Origin of the sequence: Leptotrichia wadei (genome assembly GCF_007990445.1) — a bacterium.
Taxonomy (GTDB): domain Bacteria; phylum Fusobacteriota; class Fusobacteriia; order Fusobacteriales; family Leptotrichiaceae; genus Leptotrichia; species Leptotrichia wadei_A.
On record NZ_AP019841.1, the window covers coordinates 616,549 to 641,549 of the forward strand.

Annotated in this window: 21 protein-coding genes; 15 read left to right on the forward strand and 6 right to left on the reverse strand. The window is 30.9% G+C overall.

The genetic code is table 11. The features are described 5' to 3' along the window. Positions 1-490 precede the first annotated feature (490 nt). The 4 genes from FVE74_RS03000 to FVE74_RS03015 all read left to right on the forward strand — a co-directional run bounded on the left by FVE74_RS03000 (position 491) and on the right by FVE74_RS03015 (position 4,044). Complete coding sequence (locus FVE74_RS03000) at positions 491-958, forward strand: CopY/TcrY family copper transport repressor (RefSeq protein ID WP_147003165.1); 468 nt, start codon at positions 491-493, stop codon at positions 956-958. Between the two features lie 157 nt (positions 959-1,115). Continuing rightward, positions 1,116-3,344: a heavy metal translocating P-type ATPase gene (locus FVE74_RS03005; protein ID WP_147003166.1), complete on the forward strand. Its 2,229-nt coding sequence runs from the start codon at positions 1,116-1,118 to the stop codon at positions 3,342-3,344. Between the two features lie 104 nt (positions 3,345-3,448). Further along, the gene (locus tag FVE74_RS03010; protein WP_021745898.1) at positions 3,449-3,673 is read left to right on the forward strand and encodes a hypothetical protein; all 225 of its coding nucleotides are present in this window, start codon (positions 3,449-3,451) and stop codon (positions 3,671-3,673) included. Next, positions 3,670-4,044, forward strand: coding sequence for a type II toxin-antitoxin system death-on-curing family toxin (locus FVE74_RS03015; RefSeq protein ID WP_147003167.1), 375 nt, complete (start codon positions 3,670-3,672; stop codon positions 4,042-4,044). Before FVE74_RS03010 ends, FVE74_RS03015 begins: the two co-directional genes overlap by 4 nt. A gap of 98 nt (positions 4,045-4,142) precedes the next feature. Here the strand turns inward: FVE74_RS03015 and FVE74_RS03020 are convergent, their stop codons facing one another. Together FVE74_RS03020 and pfkB are read right to left on the reverse strand one after the other, a co-directional pair. Next, positions 4,143-6,062, reverse strand: coding sequence for a PTS fructose transporter subunit IIABC (locus FVE74_RS03020; RefSeq protein ID WP_147003168.1), 1,920 nt, complete (start codon positions 6,060-6,062; stop codon positions 4,143-4,145). Between the two features lie 139 nt (positions 6,063-6,201). Beyond that, a complete protein-coding gene (gene pfkB, locus FVE74_RS03025; protein ID WP_147003169.1) occupies positions 6,202-7,119 on the reverse strand; it encodes a 1-phosphofructokinase in 918 nt (305 codons plus the stop codon). Between the two features lie 334 nt (positions 7,120-7,453). Here pfkB and FVE74_RS03030 point away from each other — a divergent pair, with 334 nt between their 5' ends. From FVE74_RS03030 to FVE74_RS03055, 5 genes are all read left to right on the forward strand, one after another. Beyond that, positions 7,454-7,972: a hypothetical protein gene (locus tag FVE74_RS03030; RefSeq protein WP_232054025.1), complete on the forward strand. Its 519-nt coding sequence runs from the start codon at positions 7,454-7,456 to the stop codon at positions 7,970-7,972. Positions 7,973-8,097: 125 nt separating this feature from the next. Beyond that, positions 8,098-8,283 (forward strand): hypothetical protein, encoded by a 186-nt coding sequence (locus FVE74_RS03040; protein ID WP_147003170.1) that lies wholly within the window; start codon positions 8,098-8,100, stop codon positions 8,281-8,283. Between the two features lie 232 nt (positions 8,284-8,515). Beyond that, a complete protein-coding gene (locus FVE74_RS03045) occupies positions 8,516-9,763 on the forward strand; it encodes an RNA-guided endonuclease InsQ/TnpB family protein (RefSeq protein WP_147003171.1) in 1,248 nt (415 codons plus the stop codon). A gap of 66 nt (positions 9,764-9,829) precedes the next feature. Continuing rightward, entirely contained in the window at positions 9,830-12,094 is a 2,265-nt protein-coding gene (locus FVE74_RS03050) for an autotransporter domain-containing protein (protein WP_232054026.1), read from the forward strand. Positions 12,095-12,228: 134 nt separating this feature from the next. Next, complete coding sequence (locus tag FVE74_RS03055; RefSeq protein WP_147003172.1) at positions 12,229-12,822, forward strand: hypothetical protein; 594 nt, start codon at positions 12,229-12,231, stop codon at positions 12,820-12,822. 113 nt (positions 12,823-12,935) lie between these two features. Here FVE74_RS03055 and adhP read toward each other — a convergent pair whose 3' ends face one another. Beyond that, the gene (gene adhP, locus FVE74_RS03060) at positions 12,936-13,979 is read right to left on the reverse strand and encodes an alcohol dehydrogenase AdhP (protein ID WP_147003173.1); all 1,044 of its coding nucleotides are present in this window, start codon (positions 13,977-13,979) and stop codon (positions 12,936-12,938) included. A gap of 539 nt (positions 13,980-14,518) precedes the next feature. Here adhP and mgtE (FVE74_RS03065) point away from each other — a divergent pair. From mgtE (FVE74_RS03065) to FVE74_RS03075, 3 genes are all read left to right on the forward strand, one after another. Beyond that, positions 14,519-15,865 (forward strand): magnesium transporter, encoded by a 1,347-nt coding sequence (gene mgtE / locus FVE74_RS03065; RefSeq protein ID WP_147003174.1) that lies wholly within the window; start codon positions 14,519-14,521, stop codon positions 15,863-15,865. Between the two features lie 89 nt (positions 15,866-15,954). After that, entirely contained in the window at positions 15,955-17,304 is a 1,350-nt protein-coding gene (gene mgtE, locus FVE74_RS03070) for a magnesium transporter (protein ID WP_147003175.1), read from the forward strand. 112 nt (positions 17,305-17,416) lie between these two features. Continuing rightward, the gene (locus FVE74_RS03075) at positions 17,417-17,947 is read left to right on the forward strand and encodes a DUF5105 domain-containing protein (RefSeq protein WP_060917626.1); all 531 of its coding nucleotides are present in this window, start codon (positions 17,417-17,419) and stop codon (positions 17,945-17,947) included. Between the two features lie 227 nt (positions 17,948-18,174). On the opposite strand, the gene FVE74_RS03080 is transcribed toward FVE74_RS03075, so the two are convergent. The 3 genes from FVE74_RS03080 to FVE74_RS03090 all read right to left on the reverse strand — a co-directional run bounded on the left by FVE74_RS03080 (position 18,175) and on the right by FVE74_RS03090 (position 20,818). Then, complete coding sequence (locus FVE74_RS03080; protein ID WP_147003176.1) at positions 18,175-18,621, reverse strand: hypothetical protein; 447 nt, start codon at positions 18,619-18,621, stop codon at positions 18,175-18,177. Beyond that, the gene (locus tag FVE74_RS03085) at positions 18,618-19,364 is read right to left on the reverse strand and encodes a DnaJ domain-containing protein (RefSeq protein WP_147003177.1); all 747 of its coding nucleotides are present in this window, start codon (positions 19,362-19,364) and stop codon (positions 18,618-18,620) included. Before FVE74_RS03085 ends, FVE74_RS03080 begins: the two co-directional genes overlap by 4 nt. 470 nt (positions 19,365-19,834) lie before the next feature. Further along, entirely contained in the window at positions 19,835-20,818 is a 984-nt protein-coding gene (locus tag FVE74_RS03090; protein WP_147003178.1) for an FAD-dependent oxidoreductase, read from the reverse strand. A 295-nt stretch (positions 20,819-21,113) separates the two neighbouring features. On the opposite strand from FVE74_RS03090, the gene rapZ reads away from it, so the two are divergent. From rapZ to FVE74_RS03105, 3 genes are read left to right on the forward strand one after another with little or no spacing between them, the layout of a single operon-like run. Beyond that, positions 21,114-21,989: an RNase adapter RapZ gene (gene rapZ, locus FVE74_RS03095; protein ID WP_147003179.1), complete on the forward strand. Its 876-nt coding sequence runs from the start codon at positions 21,114-21,116 to the stop codon at positions 21,987-21,989. Between the two features lie 49 nt (positions 21,990-22,038). After that, complete coding sequence (gene uvrC, locus FVE74_RS03100) at positions 22,039-23,850, forward strand: excinuclease ABC subunit UvrC (protein WP_172617430.1); 1,812 nt, start codon at positions 22,039-22,041, stop codon at positions 23,848-23,850. 19 nt (positions 23,851-23,869) lie between these two features. Next, the gene (locus FVE74_RS03105; protein WP_147003180.1) at positions 23,870-24,886 is read left to right on the forward strand and encodes a hypothetical protein; all 1,017 of its coding nucleotides are present in this window, start codon (positions 23,870-23,872) and stop codon (positions 24,884-24,886) included. The last annotated feature ends 115 nt before the right edge of the window (positions 24,887-25,001 follow it).

A 25,001-nucleotide genomic window follows, 5' to 3' on the forward strand; every position in this document is an offset into this window, starting at 1 on the left:
TAGGTTCTTAATTTTCACGGTTTCCAGCCTTCATAGCGCCTATTTTTAGATTTAGACATCCTTCAAGATGCCTAAAAAGTATCAGAATAGCCTTATTTTTCAAAAAACCTTTCAAACACCCTCAACAAAGTCCAGCAAATCCTGGTAGGAATGGGGGCGGATGAGGGGGAGTCCTTAAGGGGGGGCCATAGAGGACTATTTTAAAACAAAATTTAATGCTTTGTTTAAAATAATAAGTTTAGTAAAACAATTTATAACTCGATTTAAACAATATTTATAATAAATATTAAATATATTTGATGATTATTTTTAAATAATTTTTAGTGAAGTGGTAAAAAATTATTAATAACAAAAAAAGGACTAAAAAAATTAAGGATTTGATGTTTGCCATTCTTAATTTAGAAAAAAATACTTGACAAAAAACGATTACTGTTGTAAACTAATAGTATATAAGATTACAAATGTAAACATTTTAGATGAGGTGGTGATTATGAAAGAGAGTAGCGGAATTGAGCAGAAGTGGCATATAACTGATGCAGAATGGGAAGTGATGCGTGTTGTTTGGGCAAATGATGAAGTGACGAGCAGGTTTGTGGCGAAGGTGCTTTGTGAGAAGATGAGATGGAAGCAGGCTACGATAAAGACTTTGTTGAATAGGCTGCTGGAAAAGGGGGTTTTGAAAAAGAGGGAAGTTGGGAATAGGTATATTTATTCGACGGATTTTACAGAAAAGGAAGTGGCTAATAGTTATATATTGGGGACTTTTAGTAAGATTTGTAAAACGAAGGTTGGGGAAATGATCGGGAAGGTTATTGAGAACAGTGAGCTTAGTTTTGATGACTTGGAACTGATTTTGAAGGCTGTGGAGGAAAAGAGGAAGACAGCTGTGAAGGAGGTTTTGTGTGACTGCGTGAAAGGGCAGTGTAATTGTGGGCATAATGGGCATAGGCATGTTTGAAAATATAAAAAAAAACTAATTTGTTAAATTTATAAATTTTTTGAGTAATTGAAAAATTTAAATAATAATATTTGTAATAAGTAATTGTAAAAGTAAATTATTAAAAATTAAAAAACAGTAATATTTTTGACAGTAAAGTTTAAGAGGAGGAAAAAATATGGCAGAAAAAATTTATACAGTAACTGGGATGAGCTGTGCGGCTTGTGCTAATGCTGTGGAAAAGGCACTTAACAAGAATGAGGATATTAATGCTTCGGTTAATATTGCAACTGAAAAATTGAATGTTGAGTATGATGAAGGAAAGTATGATTTTGATAAGATTAGGAAAATAGTGGAATCGGCTGGGTATGGGCTAGTTGAAAATATGACTGAGGACAGGAAAGTTGAGCTTTATCAGGAAAAGATAGCGAGTTTGAAAAAGAGACTGATTTTGGCGATTGTATTTGTTATTCCGCTTTTGTATATTTCGATGGGGCATATGCTTGGGGCGGCACTTCCTGAATTTTTGAATCCTAAGGTAAATGCGCTTAATTTTGCGTTAGCGCAGTTTGTGCTGACTTTGCCAATCATTTATGCTGGGAGAGATTTCTTTTCGCATGGTTTTAAAAATTTGGTAAGAAAATCACCGACAATGGATTCGTTAATTGCAATTGGGGCGACAGCGGCGATACTTTATGGAATTTATGCGACATATAGAATTGTTACTGTGGATCCTGAAGCGCACATGGATTTGTATTATGAATCGGCTGGTGTAATTATTACGTTAATTTTGTTTGGGAAATTATTGGAGGCAAAGACAAAAGGGCAAACTTCATCGGCAATAAAAAAACTTATCGGACTTCAGCCTAAAAAAGCTAAAATTATTGAAAATGGTGTGGAAAAGGAGATTTTAATTGAAAATCTGAAGGTTGGAGATATTGTAATTGTAAAGCCTGGGGAAAAAATTGCGGTTGATGGGAAAATTGTGGAAGGTGCAACTTCTGTGGATGAATCAATGTTGACTGGGGAAAGTTTGCCAGTCAGTAAAAAAGTTGGGGATAAGGTTGTTGGAGGAAGTATTAATAAAAATGGGAGTATTAGATTTGAAGCAACTGAAATTGGGAAAAATACAGTTTTGTCACAGATTATAAAGCTAGTTGAGGAAGCGCAAGGATCGAAAGCTCCGATTTCACGAATGGCTGATGTTGTGGCGGCATATTTTGTGCCGATTGTTATTGGGATTGCGATAATTACAGGAGTTGCCTGGTTTGTGAGCGGAAGCGGATTAGTTACTGCATTGTCGTTTTTTATCGCCGTGCTTGTAATTGCATGTCCGTGTGCATTGGGACTTGCGACTCCGACATCAATAATGGTTGGAACTGGAAAAGGTGCTGAAAACGGGATTCTTATTAAAAGTGGAGAAGCTCTTGAAACAACATATAAAATTAAAACAATTGTATTTGATAAAACAGGAACAATTACTAAAGGAAAGCCTGTATTAACTGATTTGATTGCTTATGGAAATTATAAGGAAGATGAACTTTTAAAAATTGCCGCAAGTGTGGAAAATGATTCTGAACATCCGCTGGCAGAAGCGATTGTAAATGAAGCAAAGGGGAAAAATATCGAAATTAAGCCTTATGAAAAATTTAGGGCAATGCCAGGTTATGGGATTCGTGCGACTTTTGAAGGCAAGGAAATTCAAATTGGAAATAAAAAATTAATGGAAAATAAAAAAATTAATGTGGAAATTTCTCAAAAGGACTATAATATTTTGTCAAATGAAGGAAAAACTCCAATGTATATTTCGATTGACAATGAATTGGCAGGAATTGTTGCAGTTGCCGATGTCATTAAGGAAACAAGCAGAGAAGCCATTGAAAAATTGAAAAAAATGGGAATTAAAACAATAATGCTTACAGGAGATAATGAAAAAACTGCAGAATTTATCGCAAAGCAAGTGGGAATTGATGATGTAATTTCAGAAGTTCTGCCTTATCAAAAATCTCAAAAAATAAAGGAACTTCAGGAAAAAGATGAATTTGTCGCAATGGTCGGAGATGGAATCAACGATTCGCCAGCGTTAGCCCAAGCAAATGTAGGAATTGCGATAGGAAATGGAACAGATGTGGCTATAGAATCAGCTGATATTGTTTTAATTAGAAACGATTTGCGGGATGTGGCAGGAGCGATTGCATTAAGCAAGGCAACAATTACAAATATAAAGGAAAATTTATTCTGGGCATTCTTTTACAACGTACTTGGAATCCCTTTTGCAGCTGGAATATTTTATGCATTTTTCAATGGACCGAAGTTAGACCCGATGATTGCAGCTTTTGCAATGTCATTTAGTTCGGTGTCGGTTTTGGGAAATGCTTTGAGATTGAAGTTTTTGAAAGTTAAATAATTAAGAAAATTTTTAGTGAGTTTATTATTTCCTTTAAATAAAAAATATGATATAATTCATTTGTAAAGGATTTATTCATAAAAGAAGGAAAGGGAGTTGATAGTATGATTTATTCAGTAGAATTAGACAGTAATTTAATTAATAATTTTCAGAAAGTATTAAAAGAAAGTGGAGGCGATGAAGCCAATATAGTAACTAAAATGCTAAAAAATTATATTGAAATTGAAGAAAATAGAAAAAATAAAAAAATATTAGCTGATAATATGGAATTTTTGGATAAAAAAATGGATGAACATATAGATGTTTTGAGAAGGTTACGTGATAAATGATGATTAGATATTTTGATATTGAAAACGTAGCTTTGATTCATGAAAAAGTCTTAAAAAAAAGTGGTGGATTGCTTGGTTTTAAAGATGAAGGCGGAATTAGTCAAGTATGTGATTTTGTGCAGAATGATTTATATTATCCGACATTTTTAGAAAAATTATCATATATAATTTTTAGCATATCTAAAAATCATTTTTTCAATGATGGAAACAAAAGAACTGCATTAATGTGTGGAGCATATTTTCTTTCAATCAATGGTTATAGAGAAAAAATAGATTTATATATAACTGACATGGAAACATATATAGTTGAATTAGTAGAAGGGAAAATTAGCAGAGAAGAGTTAATAGAAATATTAAAAAAATATATTTAATATTAAGTTTCATAGTAAATAAAAAAAACCGTTTTAAATGAATTAATCAAACAAGACGGTTTTTTATTTTGTTCTTAAATTAAAATATATTTAAAATTTTATCCTTCTTTTATGGCAGGTTTTAATGCTCCTAAAACAATAGCCGAAACAATACTTCCAATTATAACTGCTATTAAATATAGGAAGAAGTTGTTGCTTAATGCCATTACTAGGATTCCACCATGTGGAGCAGGTATTTTTATATTAAATAGTCCTGTTAATGCTCCTGCGATTGCTGAACCTACGACACTTGCTGGTATTACTCTTGTTGGATCTGCTGCTGCATAAGGGATTGCACCTTCTGTGATGAATGAGAATCCCATAATGTAGTTTGTAAGTCCTGCTTCTCTTTCTTGTGCAGTAAATTTATTTTTAAATAATGTTGATGCTAATGCGATTGCGATTGGAGGAACCATTCCACCAGCCATAACTGCTGCCATTGGTAAACTTCCACCAGATGTCATTGTAGCTGCCAATGTTCCAGAACCAAATACATAAGCTGCCTTATTTACAGGGCCTCCCATATCAATAGCCATCATTCCACCAAGAACTGCACCTAATAGAACAGCGCTTGAACCAGACATTCCATTTAACCAAGCATTTAAACCATTGTTAATTATTGCTGCAAACGGATTTATAACAAGTACCATTGCTACACCTGTGATTAATACTGATAAAACTGGATACAATAATATCATTTTCAATCCGCTTAAAGATCTTGGCATACCTGATAATGCTTTTACTAAACCTTGTACAACATATCCAGCTAAAAATCCACCAAGCAATGCACCAATAAATCCAGAACCACCAGCTGTTGCAATAGCTCCTGCAACTAGTCCTGCCGCTAATGCCGCTCTTTCACTAATACTGTAAGCAATATATCCAGCTAATACTGGAACAAACAATCCAAATGCCTGTCCGCCAATATCTTTTAACATTTTAGCTAGCGGTGCTTTAGAACCGTATTCTGCTCCAGCTCCACCATTACCAGACAATGTATCAACTAAAAATGCCAATGCTATCAAAATTCCACCACTTATTACTAACGGAAGCATATATGAAACTCCACTTAATAAGTGTTTGTAAAGTCCTTTTTTCTCAGATGAAGATGATTCAGAAGAATCTGCAGTTTTTGAACCGCTTGCATGGAAAATAGGAGCTTTTCCATCTAAAACCTGTTGAATTAATGCTTTTGCATTGTTAATTCCTTCTTTTGCTTCCACTTGAATTAACGGTTTTCCATCAAATCTGTCAACTTCGATATTTCTGTTAATTGCCAAAATTACACCGGTAGCTTTTTTAATATCTTCATCAGTCAAGACATTTTTTCTACCATCTGCACCGTTTGTTTCAACTTTTATATTTATTCCCATTTCATCAGCCGCTTTTTTTAGTGCTTCTGCCGCCATATAAGTATGGGCAATTCCTGTTGGGCAGGCTGTTGCTGCGATTATGTAAGGAGCATTTTCATCAGTTGGAGCTTGTGCAGTTACAGCATCTTTCTTTTCTTCTTCTGCAAATTTTTCTGCTTCAGCTTTATTAATGATTTCCAGTACTTCATCAGCTGTCTTTGCATTTTCAAGAGCTTCCTTGAAATCATCATCCAATAATAATTGTGATAATCTTGCAAGTGTTTCAATATGAGTGTTATTTGCGCCATCTGGAGCGGCAATCATAAAGAACAATGTTGCAGGTTCTCCATCCAATGAATCGTAATCAATTCCTTCTGGTTTTCTACCCATTGCAAGTGCAGGTTTTTTTACATATTTTGTCTTAGCATGTGGAATTGCGATTCCTTCACCAATTCCAGTTGAGCTTTGAGCTTCTCTAGCCATCAATGCCTCTACATATCCGTCATAATCATTCAGGACACCTGTTTTTTCGTGCAGTCTGGCAAGTTCTTTAATTATATCTACTTTAGTTGTAGATTTCACATCTAGACTAATTCTATCTTTAATCAGTAAGTCAGATATTTTCATTTGTACACCATCCTTAATTTATTATTTTTCATTTTATTTCTTTAAATAATTTTTATTTTCAGCCGTAGTAAAGCAACTTTAAAATTAAATACAAAAATCATTACTATTTTACTCAATTGTCAAGTTTGATTTTTACTCTTTAAAAAGTTTCCTTTGAAATTTCAATTTCATCATACAATTTATTTACTAAATCCTTTTCTGCAAGTCCATAAGAATAAGCTGTAGCACTTCCTGAAGCGACTGCTAATCTAAATGAATCTTCTGGAGAAAGCCCCTTTACAAATCCTGCAGTAAATCCTGCAACCATAGAATCTCCAGCACCAATTGAGTTGATTAATTGCCCTTTTGGAACAGATGCTTCCAGCACAAAGTCCTTGTTTACAAGCAATGCGCCTTCGCCGCCTCTAGATAAAATGACATTTTTAACTCCTCTGTCTAAAAAGAATTTACATTTTTCTACGATTTCAGCCTTTGTTTCCAGTTTTTCGTTAAACATTTCTCTTAGTTCATGAATATTCGGCTTAACAAAAAGATTATTGTGAATATTGTCTTGCAATAAATTTCCTCTTGTATCAAGCACAATTTCAACATTTGCTTTTACATTTTCAGATAATTGCTTATAAATTTTGCTGCTGATTGAAGATGGGATGCTTCCAGATAAAACAAGTATATCTCCATCTTTTAAATCAGAAATTTTGTTAGTTAGTTCCTGCAATTTTTCTGCTGTAATTTCTGGTGAAACTCCGGTAAGTTCAGTTTCCTTGTCATTCCCATTAACCTTTACATTAATTCTAGTATTTCCTTCAAGTTCCACAAATTCAGATTTTATGTTATCTTTTTTTAAATCTTTAACAATAAAATCTCCAACAAATCCAGCAACAAATCCAATTGCTGTAGATTCCACATCCAGATTTTTCAATACTTTAGAAACATTAATCCCTTTTCCACCAGCTCTATAATTTACTTCGTGGGCAAGATTCAAATGTTCTGCTTTTAAATCATCCTTCAGATACATGTCATAATCCAATGCTGGATTCAATGTCAATGTGTAAATCATCTTTTTCTCCTCCTAAATTTAAATATATTTTAAAACTATTTTTCAAACCATTTAATAGATATGCTTAATAACTCGAATTTTTTTATTTTATCAAAGATTCAAGATTTCTTGCTTCATAATATTTATTTTATTATAATTCTAATATAATTTCAAAACAAATCTAATATGGTTCTACTATATTATTTGCCACTATATATTTATAACATTTGAAATTTAAAAAGTCAAATAATTTAGACTATTAAATTTATTTTCTCATTTTTCTTTAATGTTAATATATTATAATTAAATTAAATCAAGTCAAGATTCAAATCAGATTATAATGGGAGTGGTATATATGAAAAGTAAAATCAAAAAGATATTTATTTATGCCTTGCTTTTATCTTTAATAAGTTGTGGAAGCAGTGGTGGTAATAAGGATACAGAAAAAACACCAACACCAACACCAAAGCCAGCAGATCCAAATCCAAAAGGGCCAAGTGCCTCAGATGTTTATTATAACGGTGAAATTGTGATCCGAAATGGAGGATATTCATCACAATATCCAAATGGTATAATACTTACAACGGCAACAAGTGATATAGTTAAAATTCCAAATATAGCTGGAACACCAATAAAAAAACAAGATTACCAGACATCTTCAGGGACTCCAATGAATGAAAAAATATTTTTGCACAGTACAGGAACTACACAGCAAGTTACAGATTTTAGTTCAGATTTAACTGCTTCAAATAGTTATCGAGCAGCAATTGGCGGAGATTTAATGGACGAGTATATTGCAAGGGTAAATTCAGCTTCAGGTGGAGATAATTTATTAAATAGTGCAAGAACACTCACGACTTTAGTCGTAAAATGAATTGCACGAAAATTTTAGTAAGCATATAGGGAAACTTGTATGTAGACACGGAGCAAAACCGTGCAACAAAGAAACTGAACTGCTGGGAACTCTTAAAGCTGGTATAACCACAACATAATATCTAAGTGAAAACATGGTATAAGTGTGATGGTGGCGAAAGCAGAAAAAATATACTAGATGATGCAAGGTTAAATCCTAAACATTATGATAATAGACAATCAGCAGCTAAGCCTGAAAAGGAAAGTTCAACGACTATCCCTCGTGAGGGGAGTACAATACAAGCGATTGGTATTGGAAGTGGTTTCGCCTAAGTCCTTGAAATAGGATATGGATAAGATATAGTCTGTGCTTGTTAGAGATAACAAGAAGTTCATAAGAGAACTACATAAATGGTAGCGTATTTATGTGAACGACGCTTCCCACTGTTGTGGGGTTTTAAAAACTTTAAAAATATTTAAAAATAAATAAAAAATATTACTTTTTTGACAGATAAAATGTAGAATACATGGTATAATATCTCTGATGAAAAGGAGGTGATTATATATGTATTTAACTCTAAAACAACAAGTAAAACATCTTAGTAAAAATGAGTTTAGGAATTTAAAATGTTTATCTCATATAGCCAAGAACTTAACTAATGAAGCTATATATAATATTAGACAGTATTATTTTAATAAGAAAAAGTATTTAAGTTATAACGAAAACTATAAAATGCTTAAAAATAGTGATAATTATAAAAAATTAAATTCTAATATGGCTCAACAAATTTTAAAAGAAGTAGACGGAAGTTTTAAATCATTTTTTGGACTTTTAAAACTTGCTAGGAATGGTCAATATAATTTTAAAGATATAAAATTACCTAAATATCTTGCTAAAGATGGATTTACTACTCTTGTTATAGGTTTTGTTAGATTAAAAGATGATATTCTGATAGTTCCTTATTCAAATGCATTTAGAAAGACACATAAGGAAATCACAATAAAACTACCACCAGTATTAAAAGGCAAGAAGATAAAAGAGATTAGAATAATACAAAAACAACATTCTAGGTACTTTGAAATTCAATATACTTACGAAGTAAAAGAAGTTCAAAGGGAATTAGATAAAGAAAATGTACTAGGAATTGATTTAGGTATAGATAATCTTTGTACTTGTGTTACAAATACTGGAGTTTCATTCATAATAGATGGTAGAAAATTAAAATCAATAAATCAATACTATAATAAGACAAATGCAAAATTACAAAGCATAAAAGATAAGCAAAAGATTGAGCATATAACATTAAGGCAAAAGAGAATAGCTAGAAAGAGAAATAATCGTATAGAAGATTACCTTTCAAAAGCAGCAAGAATAATTATAAATTATTGTCTTAATAATGATATAGGAAAAATAGTTCTAGGATATAATGAAGATTTTCAAAGAAAATCAAATATTGGAAGTATAAATAATCAAAACTTTGTAAACATACCATATGGAAAATTAAGAGATAAATTAATATATCTATGTAAACTATATGGAATAGAATTCAAACTACAAGAAGAGAGTTATACATCAAAAGCAAGTTTCTTTGATGGAGATGAGATTCCAATATATGATAAAGAAAATCAAAAAGAATATATATTCAGTGGAAAAAGGATAAAAAGAGGACTATATCAAACAAGCACAGGAAAACTTATAAATGCAGATTGTAATGGAGCATTAAACATATTAAGGAAAAGTAAAGTTGTGGATTTAAGTATCCTATACAATAGAGGTGAGCTGAACACACCTAAAAGAATAAGGGTAGTGTAAAGCTATCAAACTTCTTAGAAAATTTTTAAATAATTTTAAAGATTTTAGAACCCTGCAACTTTAGTTGTGGGAGGTTCAGATATTTGGCCAGCGGGGGATATCAGAGGAAATAAAAATCCATCACTTGAAGGAGGACTTCCTTATTTTGAAAAAACTTTGGAAAAATCTTGGGTAAATGTAGTTGCACTTGTGAATAAATCTGGAACTGCAGGATTGGAATGGAAGGATTTAGAGCCATTGTCAAATGCAGGGGTAGCTAGTAAATGGACTATAACTGCGGTAAGTGAAGATGGAACATCAGCAAAAGCAGCGGAAAATGTTGCAAAAGCGGTAGATCAGGTACGTGAAAAATTTCCTGGAATGAAAATGGATATGATTAGAGACATAATTCTTTCAACAGCTACTGATATCGGAGCAGCAGGAGTGGATGATGTATTTGGATATGGACTTTTAAATGCTACTACTGCTTTAAATGGACCAAGAAACTTGAATTACAGGTTAAGCAAGTTTCATGTTCCAGATACAAAAACTTGGGTTTTTAGAAATAATATTTATGGCTCGTATACAGATTTAGAAAAAAACGGAAAAGGGACATTAGTTTTAGAAGGAAAAAATTCTTTTTATAAAATAAAAGTAGATGGTGGAACACTAGTTTTGAAAGGAGACAATACTTCTGAATATGAAACAATAATAAAAGATGGAATACTCGATGTTAAGAAAAAATTTACTCCCAAAAATATTGAAATAGAAACAAATGGAACATTGATTACAAATCCTGAAACTGTGATAGGAGAAATTTCTAAAAATTATCATACGGAGGAGATAACTGTTAATAAGGCAGTTGATGTTGTAAATAAAGGAACATTAAAGAATATTGGAACAGGAGCGATTATAACTGGAAATTATACAGCGAAATATGGTTCAGTGACAGAAGCAGAAATTGGATCAAAATTAATAGTAAAAGGAACAATAAAAATTGATGGAAGAGAAAGAAATCAAACTTTGGGAAGCACAGTAAAACTTTTGAGTAATGGATACGTTACTGCAATGCCAACAACATCGGCAGTTATTGAAGCTGAAAAAGGAATAGAAGGACAATTTGCAAAAGTGGAAACTGATGGATTGATTAATGGAAAAGTGGAAAATAAAGGAAATTCAATTGAAGCTACAATTAGTAGAAAAAATGTGGAAGATTATGTAAATAGTTTGAAAAATAGCGATGAAATGCAGAAGAATACTGCTAAAAATGTAGAGGTTTCCTTTAAAGAATTAGATAAAAAAATAGCTGAAGGAAATGCAAATGTTTCTAATTTTGCTTTAGGTGCGGCAAAACTTCAAAAAAATTCCCTATCTTTGAGTTCAAGTATATTAGATAGTTTATCAGGACAAATTTATGCTTCAGCTCAAGCTTTAACATTTCAACAATCGCAAACAATAAATAAGGATTTATCAAATAGACTTGTAATGCTCGGAACGCTTGATAATGCTAGTGATAAATTTGGATTATGGATTTCTTCCATTGGAGCTAATGGGAAATTAAAACAAAATGGGTATGCTGAAGGAAAAACTAAAGTTTATGGAGGACAGGTTGGAATTGATAAGCAATTTGGAGAAAATTTGATTTTAGGAACGGCTTTAGCTTATTCAAAAGGGAATGTGAAATTTGATAGACATGGTGGAAAATCAGATGCGGATAATTTTGGAATTTCAGTGTATGGAAGAGTTGGAAATAAAGATAATCTGATGTATTTGCAAGGAAGAGTTGGACTTGGATTTGTAAATAGTGAAGTTAAAAGGGATATTATTTTATCTGAAAATGATATTTCACGAGGAAAAATTGAGCATAATGATAAAGTAATTTCAGGATATTTAGAAACAGGGTATGATGTGAAAAAAGGTGATTTTGTATTGACACCATTTGCTGGAATCTCGCACGATACAGTTCAAAGAGGAGCATTTCATGAGGAAAATAGCCAATTTGGATTAAAGGCGGATAAAAAGACTTACAAACAAACAAGTGGACTTGCTGGAGTTAGAGTTAGTCAGAAATTTAATTTTGAAAATGGTTCAAAAACTACATTACAAGGATATATAACACATCAAAGGGCATTTAATAATGAAGATTTGAATTTTAAAGCATCATATTCAGGACTACCAGATGCAAAATTTAAAGTAAAGGGAATAGGACTTTCAAAGAACCAAACATGGGTAGGAGCTGGAGTTTTAAATGAAGTTAGTTCAAAATTTGCCTGGTATTTGAATTATGATGGAAAAATTGATAAAAAGGCTAAAAATAATGTGTTTACAGCTGGTATGAGAGTTAATTTTTGATAGACTTTTTTAAATAATAAATTTACAAATTTTTTATGAATTTTAAATTATATATGTTCAATTATCATTGGTAAAATATTTTCAAATAAAAGTTTAGTTCAAAAATTAAAAATAAGTTTTAGGAGATGATTTTTATGAAAAAGAAAAGAGTTTTAACATTGATCCTATTGTCATTTATAATGGTAACATCAACAATGAAAGCAGATTTTTGGTCAAAATTAAGAGATGCTCTTATAGGTGGTGATAATTATTCAAATTCAAGTTCAGAGGATAAAAATATTGTAGATGGTAAAATTTATAATCCAAAGGATAATAGAGAATATAGACTAGTTGAAAAAATGAAAGATGAAAGAGAAAATTCTCAAAGTGACTATAGAAAATTTGAAAATTCATCAAGTAAAATTTTTTATTATGAATGTACAATAAATCCAAAAGATTTTTTATCAATAATAGGATTTAGGACTTTTTATGGATATGCTGATTTTCCTGTATATGAAATTAGTTCAGGAGTGGAAAAGTGTTATGAAAAGACGGAAAATGAATATAAAAAGGAAGTTTCTAAAAGGAAAATTTATATAGACAATAAATTGGCAAAATATATTTTAAAAAATGAAATTAATGTTCAAAAAATAGCAGTTTATGATGCAAAATTAAATGATAGAGGCTATCCTTTGTTTAGTTCAAAAAATCCAAGAGTTTTGATAAATGATAAATTAGTATCTTATTAAAATGATAAAAATTAAAAAGTAAAAAATAAGAAAAAATGTAACTAACAATTTGAGTTAATTACATTTTTTTATTTATATAAATAAGTTAAAATTATAAATTAAGTTTAAGTAAATTAATGTTTATGTCCGCAACAGCAAGAATGAGAATGCATATCAATTACCATACGTCCTTGAATTGTTCCTTCTTCCATTTCCTTAAAGATTTCAGGAGCTTCTTCAATAGTTCTAGTTTGAACTACTGGCACAACCAATCCTTCAGCTCCAAATTGGAATGCTTCTCTCAAGTCTTCTCTTGTTCCAACAAGCGATCCAATTACTTCAATACCGTCCAATACAGTTTTTACGATTGGCAAGTCCATAGTTTCTGATGGTAATCCAACAGCTACAACTTTTCCTGCAGCTCTTACTGAATCAACAGCTTGGTTAAATGCAACTTTTGATACAGCAGTAACTACAGCAATATGAGCTCCAATTCCGCTTAATTCTTTAATTTTTGCAACTGGATCTTCTTTTTTACCATTTATAACATAATCTGCTCCAACTTCTTTAGCAAGTGCCAATTTATCATCATTAATATCAACAGCAATTACGTGAGTGTTAAACACTTTTTTAGCATATTGAACTGCCAAGTTTCCTAATCCTCCTACACCGTAAATTACTACCCATTGTCCTGGTTGAGGTTTTCCAACTTTTATAGCTTTATAAGTTGTAACTCCTGCACAAGTGATGCTGCTGGCTTGAACCGGATCCAGTCCTTCAGGCACTTTTACCGCATAATCAGCCGTAACGATACATTGTTCAGCCATTCCACCATCTGCAGAATATCCAGCATTTATTACATCTCTACATAATGTTTCCTGTCCATTAATACAGTATTCACATCTTCCACATCCTTCAAAGAACCAGGCAATACTAACTCTATCTCCAGGTTTTAATGATGTCACACCTTCAGCAACTTCTCTTACAATCCCAATTCCTTCATGCCCTAAAACTCTTCCCGGAACTTTCCCAAAGTCACCATGAGCCACATGCAGGTCAGTATGGCAAACACCGCAATATTCCACATCAACTAATGCTTCTCCGGCTTTTAGTCCTCTTAATTCTTTTTCTACAACTTCTACTCCAGTTCCTTCTTTATTAACTACTACTGCTTTCATTTAATTTCCCTTCCTTTTTACTTATTTTTATTTCTAAGTTCCTAAATTTTTAAATTTAGTTATATGAATATTTAATCATATGATATATTTATACCCTAAAAAATTTAAAAAGTCAAATTATTTTTCAATAAAATAGTTTGTCTTGCTTATTATTTAGATAAAAAATTTATTTTAATAAAATGTTATTAAAAAGATTTTTCAAATTTTTTAAAATTTATTGACAATAGGTAGTTTGTTTGGTAGAATTTCTGTGAGCATAAGTTTTATTAGTTATTTATCTTAATTTTTGTTTTGATTTTAGATATAGTAAAAATAACGGATATAAATATTTGGAATTTATGCTAATTTATTGTTTTGTGGAGGTGGATGTTTTGAACGAGGAAGTCCCGGAAGAGAGATTTAAAAATCTGAATAAATTAAAATTTACAAATTTATGCAAATACGGATAAAGGGAGTATCTTCGTTGCTGTTATTCTCCTGATTTTTATTTGCATAAAAATTTAAAAAATTTGAGAATGCAAAAAAGAAAGGAGATAATGATGGAAAACAACATTATTCAAAAACTTATAGATGAAAAAAAATATTTTGAAATTAGAAAATATTTAAATGATTTAAACATTGTGGAAGTTTCAGAACTGCTGAATCAGTTTGAGTCTTCTGAACTAATAATGATTTTTCGGCTACTTTCCAAAAATAGGGCAGCCGATGTATTTTCATATCTGGACAGCGAACATCAGGAAATGATTATTAAGACAATGACAGATGTGGAAACTAAAAATATATTTGATGAGCTGTATTTTGACGATATTGTCGATATTATCGAAGAAATGCCGTCAAATGTAGTAAAAAAAATATTAAAGAATACCGATGCAAAAGACAGACACACAATAAATCTTTTGTTAAAATATCCAGATAATTCAGCTGGAAGTATCATGACAACTGAATATATGGACTTAAAAAAGGATATGACAGCTTCTTCTGCAATTTTTAAAATTAGGGATGTTATGGAAGATATGGCAAATGTCTATACCTGCTATGTGATTGATGAAGGTAGGAGGCTGGAAGGAGTAATTTCCCTAAAAGAGCTTATTACGAGCGAGGATGATGAGCCAATTCAAAATCTTATGAATAAAAATGTAATAAGTGTTCATGTAAATGATGATCAGGAAAAGGTTGCGGAAATAATAAAAAAATATAATCTTATCGTACTTCCTGTGACTGATGATGAAAATAGACTTTTAGGAATCATTACGATTGATGATGTAATGGATGTTGTGGAACAGGAAGCGACAGAGGATTTTCATAGAATGGCTGGGATTTCGCCTGTGGAGGAGTCTTATTTAAAAACAAGCGCCTTTACAATGGCAAGACAAAGAATTAGCTGGCTTATTGTGCTTATGATTTCTGCTACATTTACTGGAAGAATTATAAGCAAATATGAAGATGTGCTGCAGTCTGTAGTTATACTTTCTTCATTTATTCCAATGCTGATGGACACTGGAGGAAATGCAGGCGCACAGTCTTCGACAATTGTAGTCCGTGCTTTGGCATTGGGGGAAGTTGATACAAAAGATACTTTTAAAATATTAAAAAAAGAATTTCTTATTTCATTTATAGTAGCTGTTGTTTTGGCGGCAATAAATTTTTTAAGAATTATAACTTTGACAAAAACACCTTTAAATGTTGCAATGACAGTTTCAGTAACTTTAATTTTTGTAGTTATAATTTCTAAAATAATAGGTGCTTTTTTACCAGTTATCGCTAAAACTTTTAAAATGGATCCGGCAATAATGGCAGGGCCTTTAATAACAACGATTTTAGATGCGCTTACTCTTACTATTTACTTTAGATTTGCAACTATGTTTTTAAGTAATGTTATAAAGTAAATATTTTTATAAAATTTAAGAATATAAAAATTGATTGTCTAATCGAAGTTATATGGCAACTAATATAAGAAAAATGAGGTGAGAAAAAAATGAAAAAAATAAAAAGAATAATTGAAGATCTTTTGAAAGAAAAAAAATATTTTGAAATAAAAAAAGAATTAGATAAATTAAATGCAGTTGAAATTTCTGATGTGATAAATTTATTTAAACTGCCAGAGCTTGTAATAATGATTTTTAGACTTTTAAAAAAAGATAAAGCGGCGGATGTGTTTTCATATTTGGATAGTGAACATCAGGAAATGATTATTCACGCTTCAACTGATGTTGAAACACGGGAAATATTTGATGAACTGTATTTTGACGATATTGTTGACATTATCGAGGAAATGCCGTCGGATATTGTAAAAAAAATCTTGAAAAATACGGATAGAAAAGATAGACATTTGATAAACCAGCTTCTAAAATATCCAGATAATTCAGCTGGAAGCATTATGACGACTGAATATGTGGATTTTCAGAAAAATATGACAGTTCAAGAGGCGATAGGACAGCTGAAAAAAACTGGGAAAGACAAGGAAAATATTTATACTTGCTATGTTACGGACAAAAACGGAAAATTGGAAGGCGTGCTTTCACTAAAGGAATTGATTTCTAAAAAGGACAGTGCTGTAATTGAAGATATTATGAATACAAATTTTGTAAGTGTAAATACACATGATGATCAGGAAAAAGTTGCAGATTTATTTAAAAAGTACGATTTTATCGTTATGCCAGTTGTTGACCATGAAAATAGGCTTTTGGGAATAATTACGGTGGATGATGTTTTGGATGTTGTGGATCAGGAAGTTACGGAAGATTTTCACAAAATGGCTGGAATTACTTCACCTACCGATGATTCCTATTTAAAAACAAGCATCTTTACGATGGCAAAGCAAAGAATTGGGTGGCTTGCAGTTCTTATGATTTCCGACACAATTTCTGGAAATATAATACAAGGTTATGAAAAAGTTCTGGCAAAGTCAATAATTTTAACGGCATTTATTCCAATGCTTATGTCAAGCGGAGGAAATGTTGGTTCACAATCTTCAACGGTTGTAATCCGTTCACTTGCACTTGGGGAAATTTCTCCAAAAGATGCCTTTAAAGTAATAAAAAAAGAATTTTCAATTGGAATAATGGTTTCAATAGTTTTGGCGCTGTTAAATTTTATAAGACTTATAACGCTTGAAAAAACTAATTTTGTAATTGCTTTTGTCGTTTCATTGACGCTTGTATTTACAGTAATTGTATCAAAACTGGTTGGAGCACTGCTTCCGCTTGGAGCAAAAATTGTGAAGGCCGATCCAGCAGTTATGGCAACCCCTTTGATAACAACAATTTCAGATGCTGTGACACTTGTAATTTATTTTAATTTTGCAGCGATGTTCTTAAAACTTTAACAAAAGATAAATGAGAGCAGTTTATAAGTAATGTAAATCTAATGAAATACTGGAAATATCTTTATATATTTATGGTATAATATAATAAACTTTTAGGAAGGAAAATAATTTTATGAAGGCTAAAATATTAATTTTATTAAGCATGCTTCTATTTGTAGTAAGTTGTGGAACTCATCCGGCGCAAAAGGAATTTGAGAGACAAATGAAAGTAATACAGTCGGGAAATTTATCAAAATTTGGCAAGGCAAGTGGAGATGTAACGGTTATTTTAGATCAATTTAGTAAAATGTATGGCGAAGGAATGAAAAAAATAACCTACAAAATTAACAAAGTTGAGGCAAAAGGGGATACAGCTACAATTAATGTTACTGTAAAATCTCCTGATTTAACACCTTATATGTCAGAACTTCAAAATAGAATGTCTGAAAAACTTTCAAAGGCTATGCCAAAAAATAACGAAGAACTGCAAAATCAAATATCAGAACTTGGAAAAGAATTTTTTAATGAAAAATTTAATAGCAAGGATTTGAAATATACAGAAAAAACTTTGGATGTTAAGTATGTAAAAAATGGAAAAGATTGGGAAATGAGCGATGAAAATGAAGAATTTTTCAAAATCTTAACTTTTGGGCTTATGAACTAGTTTATACTATTTCCCATTAAAATAATAGAGTTGTTATAATTTCTACTATGCAAGAGGTCGAGGCTCCTTGTCAGGAAATAAATAAAATATAATTTCTGGATTTAGTATTGAATAAAAAAGAAGAAGTTACTTTGAATTTAGATAACTTCTTTTTTTTGAAAATAAATTTTTTAGCAAGGGTCATGCTGTTTTCCATTTAAATAGTGGATAATTGTGAATTTCAAAATTTAAAGGCTGTTAAATATTGTAAATTCTCTAAGTTCATTTTCTTTGAGTGTATCTGGATGCTTTCTAAATTGAATTTTTCCAAAAGATTCTGTTATGTCAAATTCTGATATAAGATATATATGTAGTTCAAATTTTGTCTGCGTGCTGCAAATCCAGATTGTTCCTTTGGATGAATCTGTAAAAGCGTAACCGATATTGCTGCTTCTCTTCCATTTGAAAATGTGGTTTTTTGGAACTGGAAGTTTTGACATTCTTCGGTTAAGTTCCTTGCTAACTATATTTTCACAGGCATCAGTGCCAAAAACTATAAAAGATGAAATTACAAAACAGATACCAATAACAAATATTCCGAGTTTTAAAAGAATTAGTGTTAATATACAGGCTAAAAAAATTAGAACTCTTGCTGTATAAGCTAATTTTATATATTTGTAATTTTTTATAATCATTGTCCTTTTCTCCTTTGCATTAGATAATATTCCAGCTGGTTATCTAAAAATTCCTTTATATCATTTAATTTTTGAGTTTTAGCATTAGCATCTGGATCTGAATTTCTATCTGGATGCACTTTAATTATTTCCTTTTTATATGCCTTTTTTATTATGTCTTCATTTATTTCTCCATTTTTATCAATTTTCAAAATATCTAGATATTCTTCAAATTTCTGGATAATTCCTCCATCATTTGTGCTTTGGTAATCAAAATTTGAATAGCCGTTATTTTTCCTTTCATACTGCTCCCTTGAGTATTCCTGTTGATGTCTATAGTATGAGTATTCTTGGGATTTTTCTTTCCAGTACTGTTTTTCCCTGTCCTGCTGCTTCTGATATTCTTCCTGAGCTTTTCTTCTTCTTTCGTATTCTTGATCCCTTGCGCTTTCAAACCATTGCTCATATTTTTTGTAAATTTTTTTATTTTCTCCTCTTTCATTCAGAAGAATTCCTAAAATAAAATTCAAAAATTCTGGAATGGCTTTAAAAATCAGAAAAACTGCACAAGCAATTAGAACGTAAATAAGAACACCTAAGAGCCAGCTCCAGTTTCCAGCAAAAATAAAAGCAAGAAGAGCAAAAAATACTAAAATTGGCAATATCGTGTAAAATCCTATAGCCATTATTGTCAATGAAATTAAACTGCATAATTCAGCAATTTCACTTAATACAAACTGTATTAATCTTATTAAGGTTTTCACTATTTTCCTCCTTTTTAGAATTTAAATCCTGTTTAAAAAATTTAAGCAAGAGATCTTTACCCCTTGCAAAGAAATTCATAGCTATTTGCTGTTTAAATGGGAAATAGCATTAAACAGTATTTATTTAGCAAAAATTCAAAATTTCCTATTTCAAATAAAAAATTCTTAAATTAATAGTATTTTACTCAATTATAAGGTAGATGTCAACTTTTTATATCTTTTATAAATACGATAAAAAAATGGGGCTGTTTCACAAAATAAATAAAATTCCTAAATCATAAATCTATATTTATGGAATCAATAAAAATAATATCTATTGATTTTTAAAATATATAATATTTATGTTAGTAAAATTATTTTTGAATTATGAGACAGCCTCACCATATACTAAACTATGAATTTATTATAAATTTTTTTAGCAAGAGGTCTTGACCCCTTGTTAGTAGCTAATTAAAGTAAATGCAATAAAATTAATATTTTGTAATTAAATAGTCAAATGCGCTAAGCGCCGCCTTTGCTCCTTCTCCCATTGCAATGATTATTTGTTTTTGCTTGATATTTGTAACATCTCCTGCTGCGAAGATTCCAGCTGCGGAAGTTGAGTTGTTTTCAGGGTTGATTACGATTTCTCCAATTTTGTTTGTTTCAACTAAATCTTTTACGACTTCACTTCTAGGTGATAATCCCACTTCTACAAACATTCCTTCCACATTTAATGTTTTTTCTTCTTCAGTTTCTCTGTTTTTGTAGATGATATTTTCTACAAATTCATTTCCGTTTACTTTAGTAGTTGCAGAATTTAAAATTACTTTTATGTTTGATTGCTCAGCCAATTTTTCCTGTAAAACTTTATCAGCCTTTAATTCAGGCATAAATTCGATTAATGTAACTGATTTTGCAATTCCAGATAGGTCAAGAGCCGCTTCAACACCTGAATTTCCACCACCAATTACAGCAACATCCAGTCCTTTGTAGAAAGGCCCGTCACAAGTTGAGCAGTAATGTACCCCTTTCCCAACATATTCGGCTTCTCCTGGAATATTAAGACTTCTTGGTTTTGCTCCAGTTGCTATAATAACAGTTTTCGATTTATAACTTTTTCCATCATCAGTTACTAAAATTTTATCTTTTCCATCTTCCTTTATTTCTTTTACCAAATGTCCTTCTTTAAATGCAACTTCGTATTCCTTCAGATGTTTTTCCAAAGTTTGGGCAAATTTAGCTCCAGTAGTCGAAATAGTTCCAATAATATTTTCAATTTCATTTGTATCAAGAACTTGTCCTCCGATTTTCACACCAATCATCGCCACATTAAGCCCTTTTCTAGCTGCATAGATTGCCGCTGAGACAGCTGCAGGTCCAGAACCCACTACAGTTACATCATAAAGTTTATTTTCATCAATTTTTGCCAGTTTCCCTTCATCTAAAGCCCCAAGATTTAAGCTAAAATCCATTTTTTATACCTCCAAATTTTATTTTTATTTATACAAATTTATTTAATTTTGTAATCATTACAATTTATTTTAATATAAATTTTTAAAATTGTCAATATTTAAATTTTTAATTTGGTCCTGCAGAATAAATTTTTAACTTATAAAATAAAAAAAATAAATTGTCGAAACAGGCTTATGATGAAAAAAATATAAAAATTTTGTCTATCAAAAATTATTTATATTTATCTGGAGATATGCTATAATAATTTCAAGGGAAATTAGAGAAGTAAATTTATTTTTTAAAGAGGAATTTTTTATGGATAAGATGAAAAAAGAATTAGTTATAATAACTGGAATGAGTGGAGCTGGGAAATCTGAGGCGATGAAATTTTTTGAGGATAGGGAATATTTTTGTATTGATAATTTTCCTATTAATTTGTTTCAGTATTTGAATGAAATATTTATTAGCAGTGGAAAAAGAAACCAGGTGGCAATAGCAATAGACGTTAGAAATCAGGAATTTATTGAACAGTTGACAAAACAGCTGGAAATATTGGACAAAGAGGAAATATCTCATACTATGATTTATCTGGATGCAAGAACAGATGTTTTGCTTAGCAGATATGAGCTTTCCAGAAGAAAGCACCCGTTGAATATGTATGACACTTTACTTGCTAATATAAAGGCGGAACGTAAAATTATAAAGGATTTTATGGTAAAAGCTGATTTGGTAATTGATACAAGCACATTGACAGTAAAAAAATTGCAGGAAGTTTTGGAAAAGGAATTTTCAGGACAAAGAAAAAAAATAAGCGTCAATTTAACTTCCTTTGGATTTAAGTATGGAATTCCGCTGGATCTTCACCTGATGTTCGATTTGAGATTTTTGCCAAATCCCTATTACATTGAGAATTTAAAAAGAAAAACTGGAAATCATAAGGAAGTGCAGGATTATGTAATGGGACTTCCAGAAAGTCAGGAATTTTATAAAATGCTTTTAGATATGCTTTTGTACTTAATTCCAAAATATGAAAAGGAAGGAAAATCACATTTACGTATAGGAATTGGATGTTCAGGCGGACAGCATCGTTCAGCCACATTTGTGAATAAACTTTACGATGACCTTTCAAAAAAGATGGATTATCATATTGGAAAATTTCATAGGGAAGTGGGAGATAAAAAGGAAATTTAGTTTTACTTACATTTATACAATTTAAAGGAAAGAATAAAAAGATACAAAAATGGGAGAAGAAATAAAGACAGAAAAAATAGAAAAAGAAATAAAATCGCCAGTTAAATATAAGGATATTCCCACAAATCCAGGAGTTTACCTGATGAAAAATGAGCGAGGGAAGATTATTTATGTGGGAAAAGCAAAAAATCTTCAAAATAGGGTGAAGTCTTATTTTACAAATATAAATTCGCATAATCAGAAAACGCTGGAATTGGTGAAAAATATTAGGGATATTGAGTTTTTTATCTGTAAATCGGAAGTTGAGGCGCTTATTCTGGAAAATAACCTGATAAAAAAGAATAAGCCAAAATATAATATTTTGTTAAAGGATGAAAAGACTTATCCATATATAAAGTTTACAAAGGAAAAATTTCCAAAGGTGGAAATTGTGAGAAGTACGAAAAAATTAAATGAGAATGCCGAATATTTTGGGCCTTATCCAATGGGAATATTTTTTGCAATGAAATCGCTTATTAAGATATTTCCAGTTCGAGATTGCAACCGAAATATGGATAAAATTACAAAGCCGTGCTTGAAGTATTATATGAAAACTTGCCCCGCACCTTGTAAATACAAAGATATTGAAGATGAATACAGTACGAATGTAAGCAATTTCAAAAACTTTTTGAAGGGACATTCTGATAAAGTTCTTGAAATGCTGGAAAATAGGATGAAACAGTTTAGTGATGAAATGGAATTTGAGCGTGCGATTAACGAGCGTGAAAAATTGGCTGTGTTAAAAAGAATGCTGGAAACACAAATTATCGAATATAGCAAGGAAATTGACGAGGATGTGTTTGTATTTGAGGAAAAAAGAGAAAATGTGTTTTTATGTGTGCTGAACATTCGGGAAGGGAAAGTTATTAATAAAAATCATATAATAATTTCAATGGAAAGAAGCCAGGAAGAAAGCCTTTTTGAGCGGCTGATTACTTCATATTATGAAAAAAGGAATATTCCAAAGCATATTATTTGTGATGAACGATTTGTGCAAAGCGAATTTTTGATAAAGGAATGGGCAAAAATTGAAAAACATAAGGAAGTAAAACTTCATTTTCCAAAGATTAATAGCCGAAGATTGCAGCTTTTGGAAATGGGATATTTGAACTTACGGGAAGAAGTTGATAAATATTACAGAAAACGGCGTATGGTTCAGGAAGGGCTTCATAATTTAAAAAAAGAATTACGGTTAAAAAGTTTTCCTTACAGAATTGACTGCTTTGATATTTCAAATATTCAAGGGAAAGATGCGGTTGCGGCAATGACTGTGGCTATTGATGGGGAAACGACGCCTAAGGAATATAGGCATTTTAAAATTACTGTAAAAGATACGCCAGATGATTTTTTGATGATGAGGGAAGCATTGACACGAAGATATTCTAAAATAGAAAATGAGAAAATGCCCAATCTGATTTTAATTGATGGTGGAAAAGGGCAGCTTGGAGTGGCTGTGGATGTACTGGAAAAACTTGGAAAAATGGAGCATACTGATGTGATTGGAATTGCCAAAAGGGAAGAGGAAATTTTTAAAAGTTATGAAAGTGAGCCGTATTTATTTGAAAAAACAGATGAAACGTTAAAGATTTTGCAAAGATTGCGGGATGAAGCCCATAGATTTGGAATTACACATCATAGAAAATTGAGAAGTAAGAGAAATGTCAAAAGTGCGTTGGATGACATTTCTGGAATTGGACCGAAAAGGAAAAAGGAATTGATAAAAAAATTTGGATTGATAAAAAATATACGAAATGCAACATTAGAGGAACTGATGGAAATTGTGCCAGAAAATATTGCTATTTCTATAAAGAAAAATTTATAAAGGTATTAGGAGGAAAAACTTGAAAAAATTAATAATATTAATGTTGCTTGGATGCAGTATGACGAGTTTTGCTCTTTTTGATAAAATAAAAAAGGAGATAAAATGGAGGGAAGAGGAAAAGCCGCGATTTAATCAGGTAAAAGTAATGATTGATGGGAAGGAAAAAATGCGAAAGGTTATTCCAGGACGTTACGAAATTAAATTATTTGAAATTACGTATCCGACAGATCTATTTGGAAAAAATAGATTTTATAACGAATTTAATGCTTTTTTGAAGGATATAAGAAAGGGGAAAAAGTATTCATTGCTTTTGGAAGAAAGATTTTATCAGGAAATGCAGGATATAAAAGTTGATCAGTTATCAGAAGAGGAAAAAATACTGGAATTGCCAGCATCTTCACTGGATGAATATTATAGACAGCAAATAACTGCAATGTCTAATGGAGTTAATTTAACCGAATATGTAGGAACAGATCAGGAATATTTGAATAGACAAATTTATGTTCTCTATGAACTTTTGAATAAAACTGATTTTAATCCATCAAATGTTTATTCAGAATTGGATAAGGAATTTTTAATTGAAGAATTAAAAAATAACCGCAAAGAAGTTGTAGAAAACTTTGAGAAATCAAACGTTGAATTTTTTATAAAGGAAACCTATGAAAACTCAGGATTAAATAAATTTAAAGATGATTCAGTATACAAATTTGATAAGGATATTTTAATTTCTGACAAATTAGAAGATCAGGCAATATTGCCAGAACTTCAAAGAAATGTTTATTTAACAGGTTTTCCAAGTGAAATTATCGAAAAACTTGCAAAAAATCAGTTAAAATTAAAAAGAACGCCATTACTGCTTGAAAATAGCGAATATCATGGGTATACTTATAATGAAAATAATACAGTAGTGTTTGTAGGAGGGAAAAAACCAAAATACTACTACAATGATTATAAGATAAATGTAGTTAGAAAGCCGATAGCTGTTCTTGATTTATTAAAAACAAGTTCAAATTATTATGTATCAGACTTTTTTTAAAATTTTATTAAATAGTGCAAGAATCCTGAGGCTTTAGTTGTGGGAGGTTCAGTTTTGATGTAAATAGTAAATTTGTTCAATGTAAAATCCTAAATTATTCACGAAAATAATAACT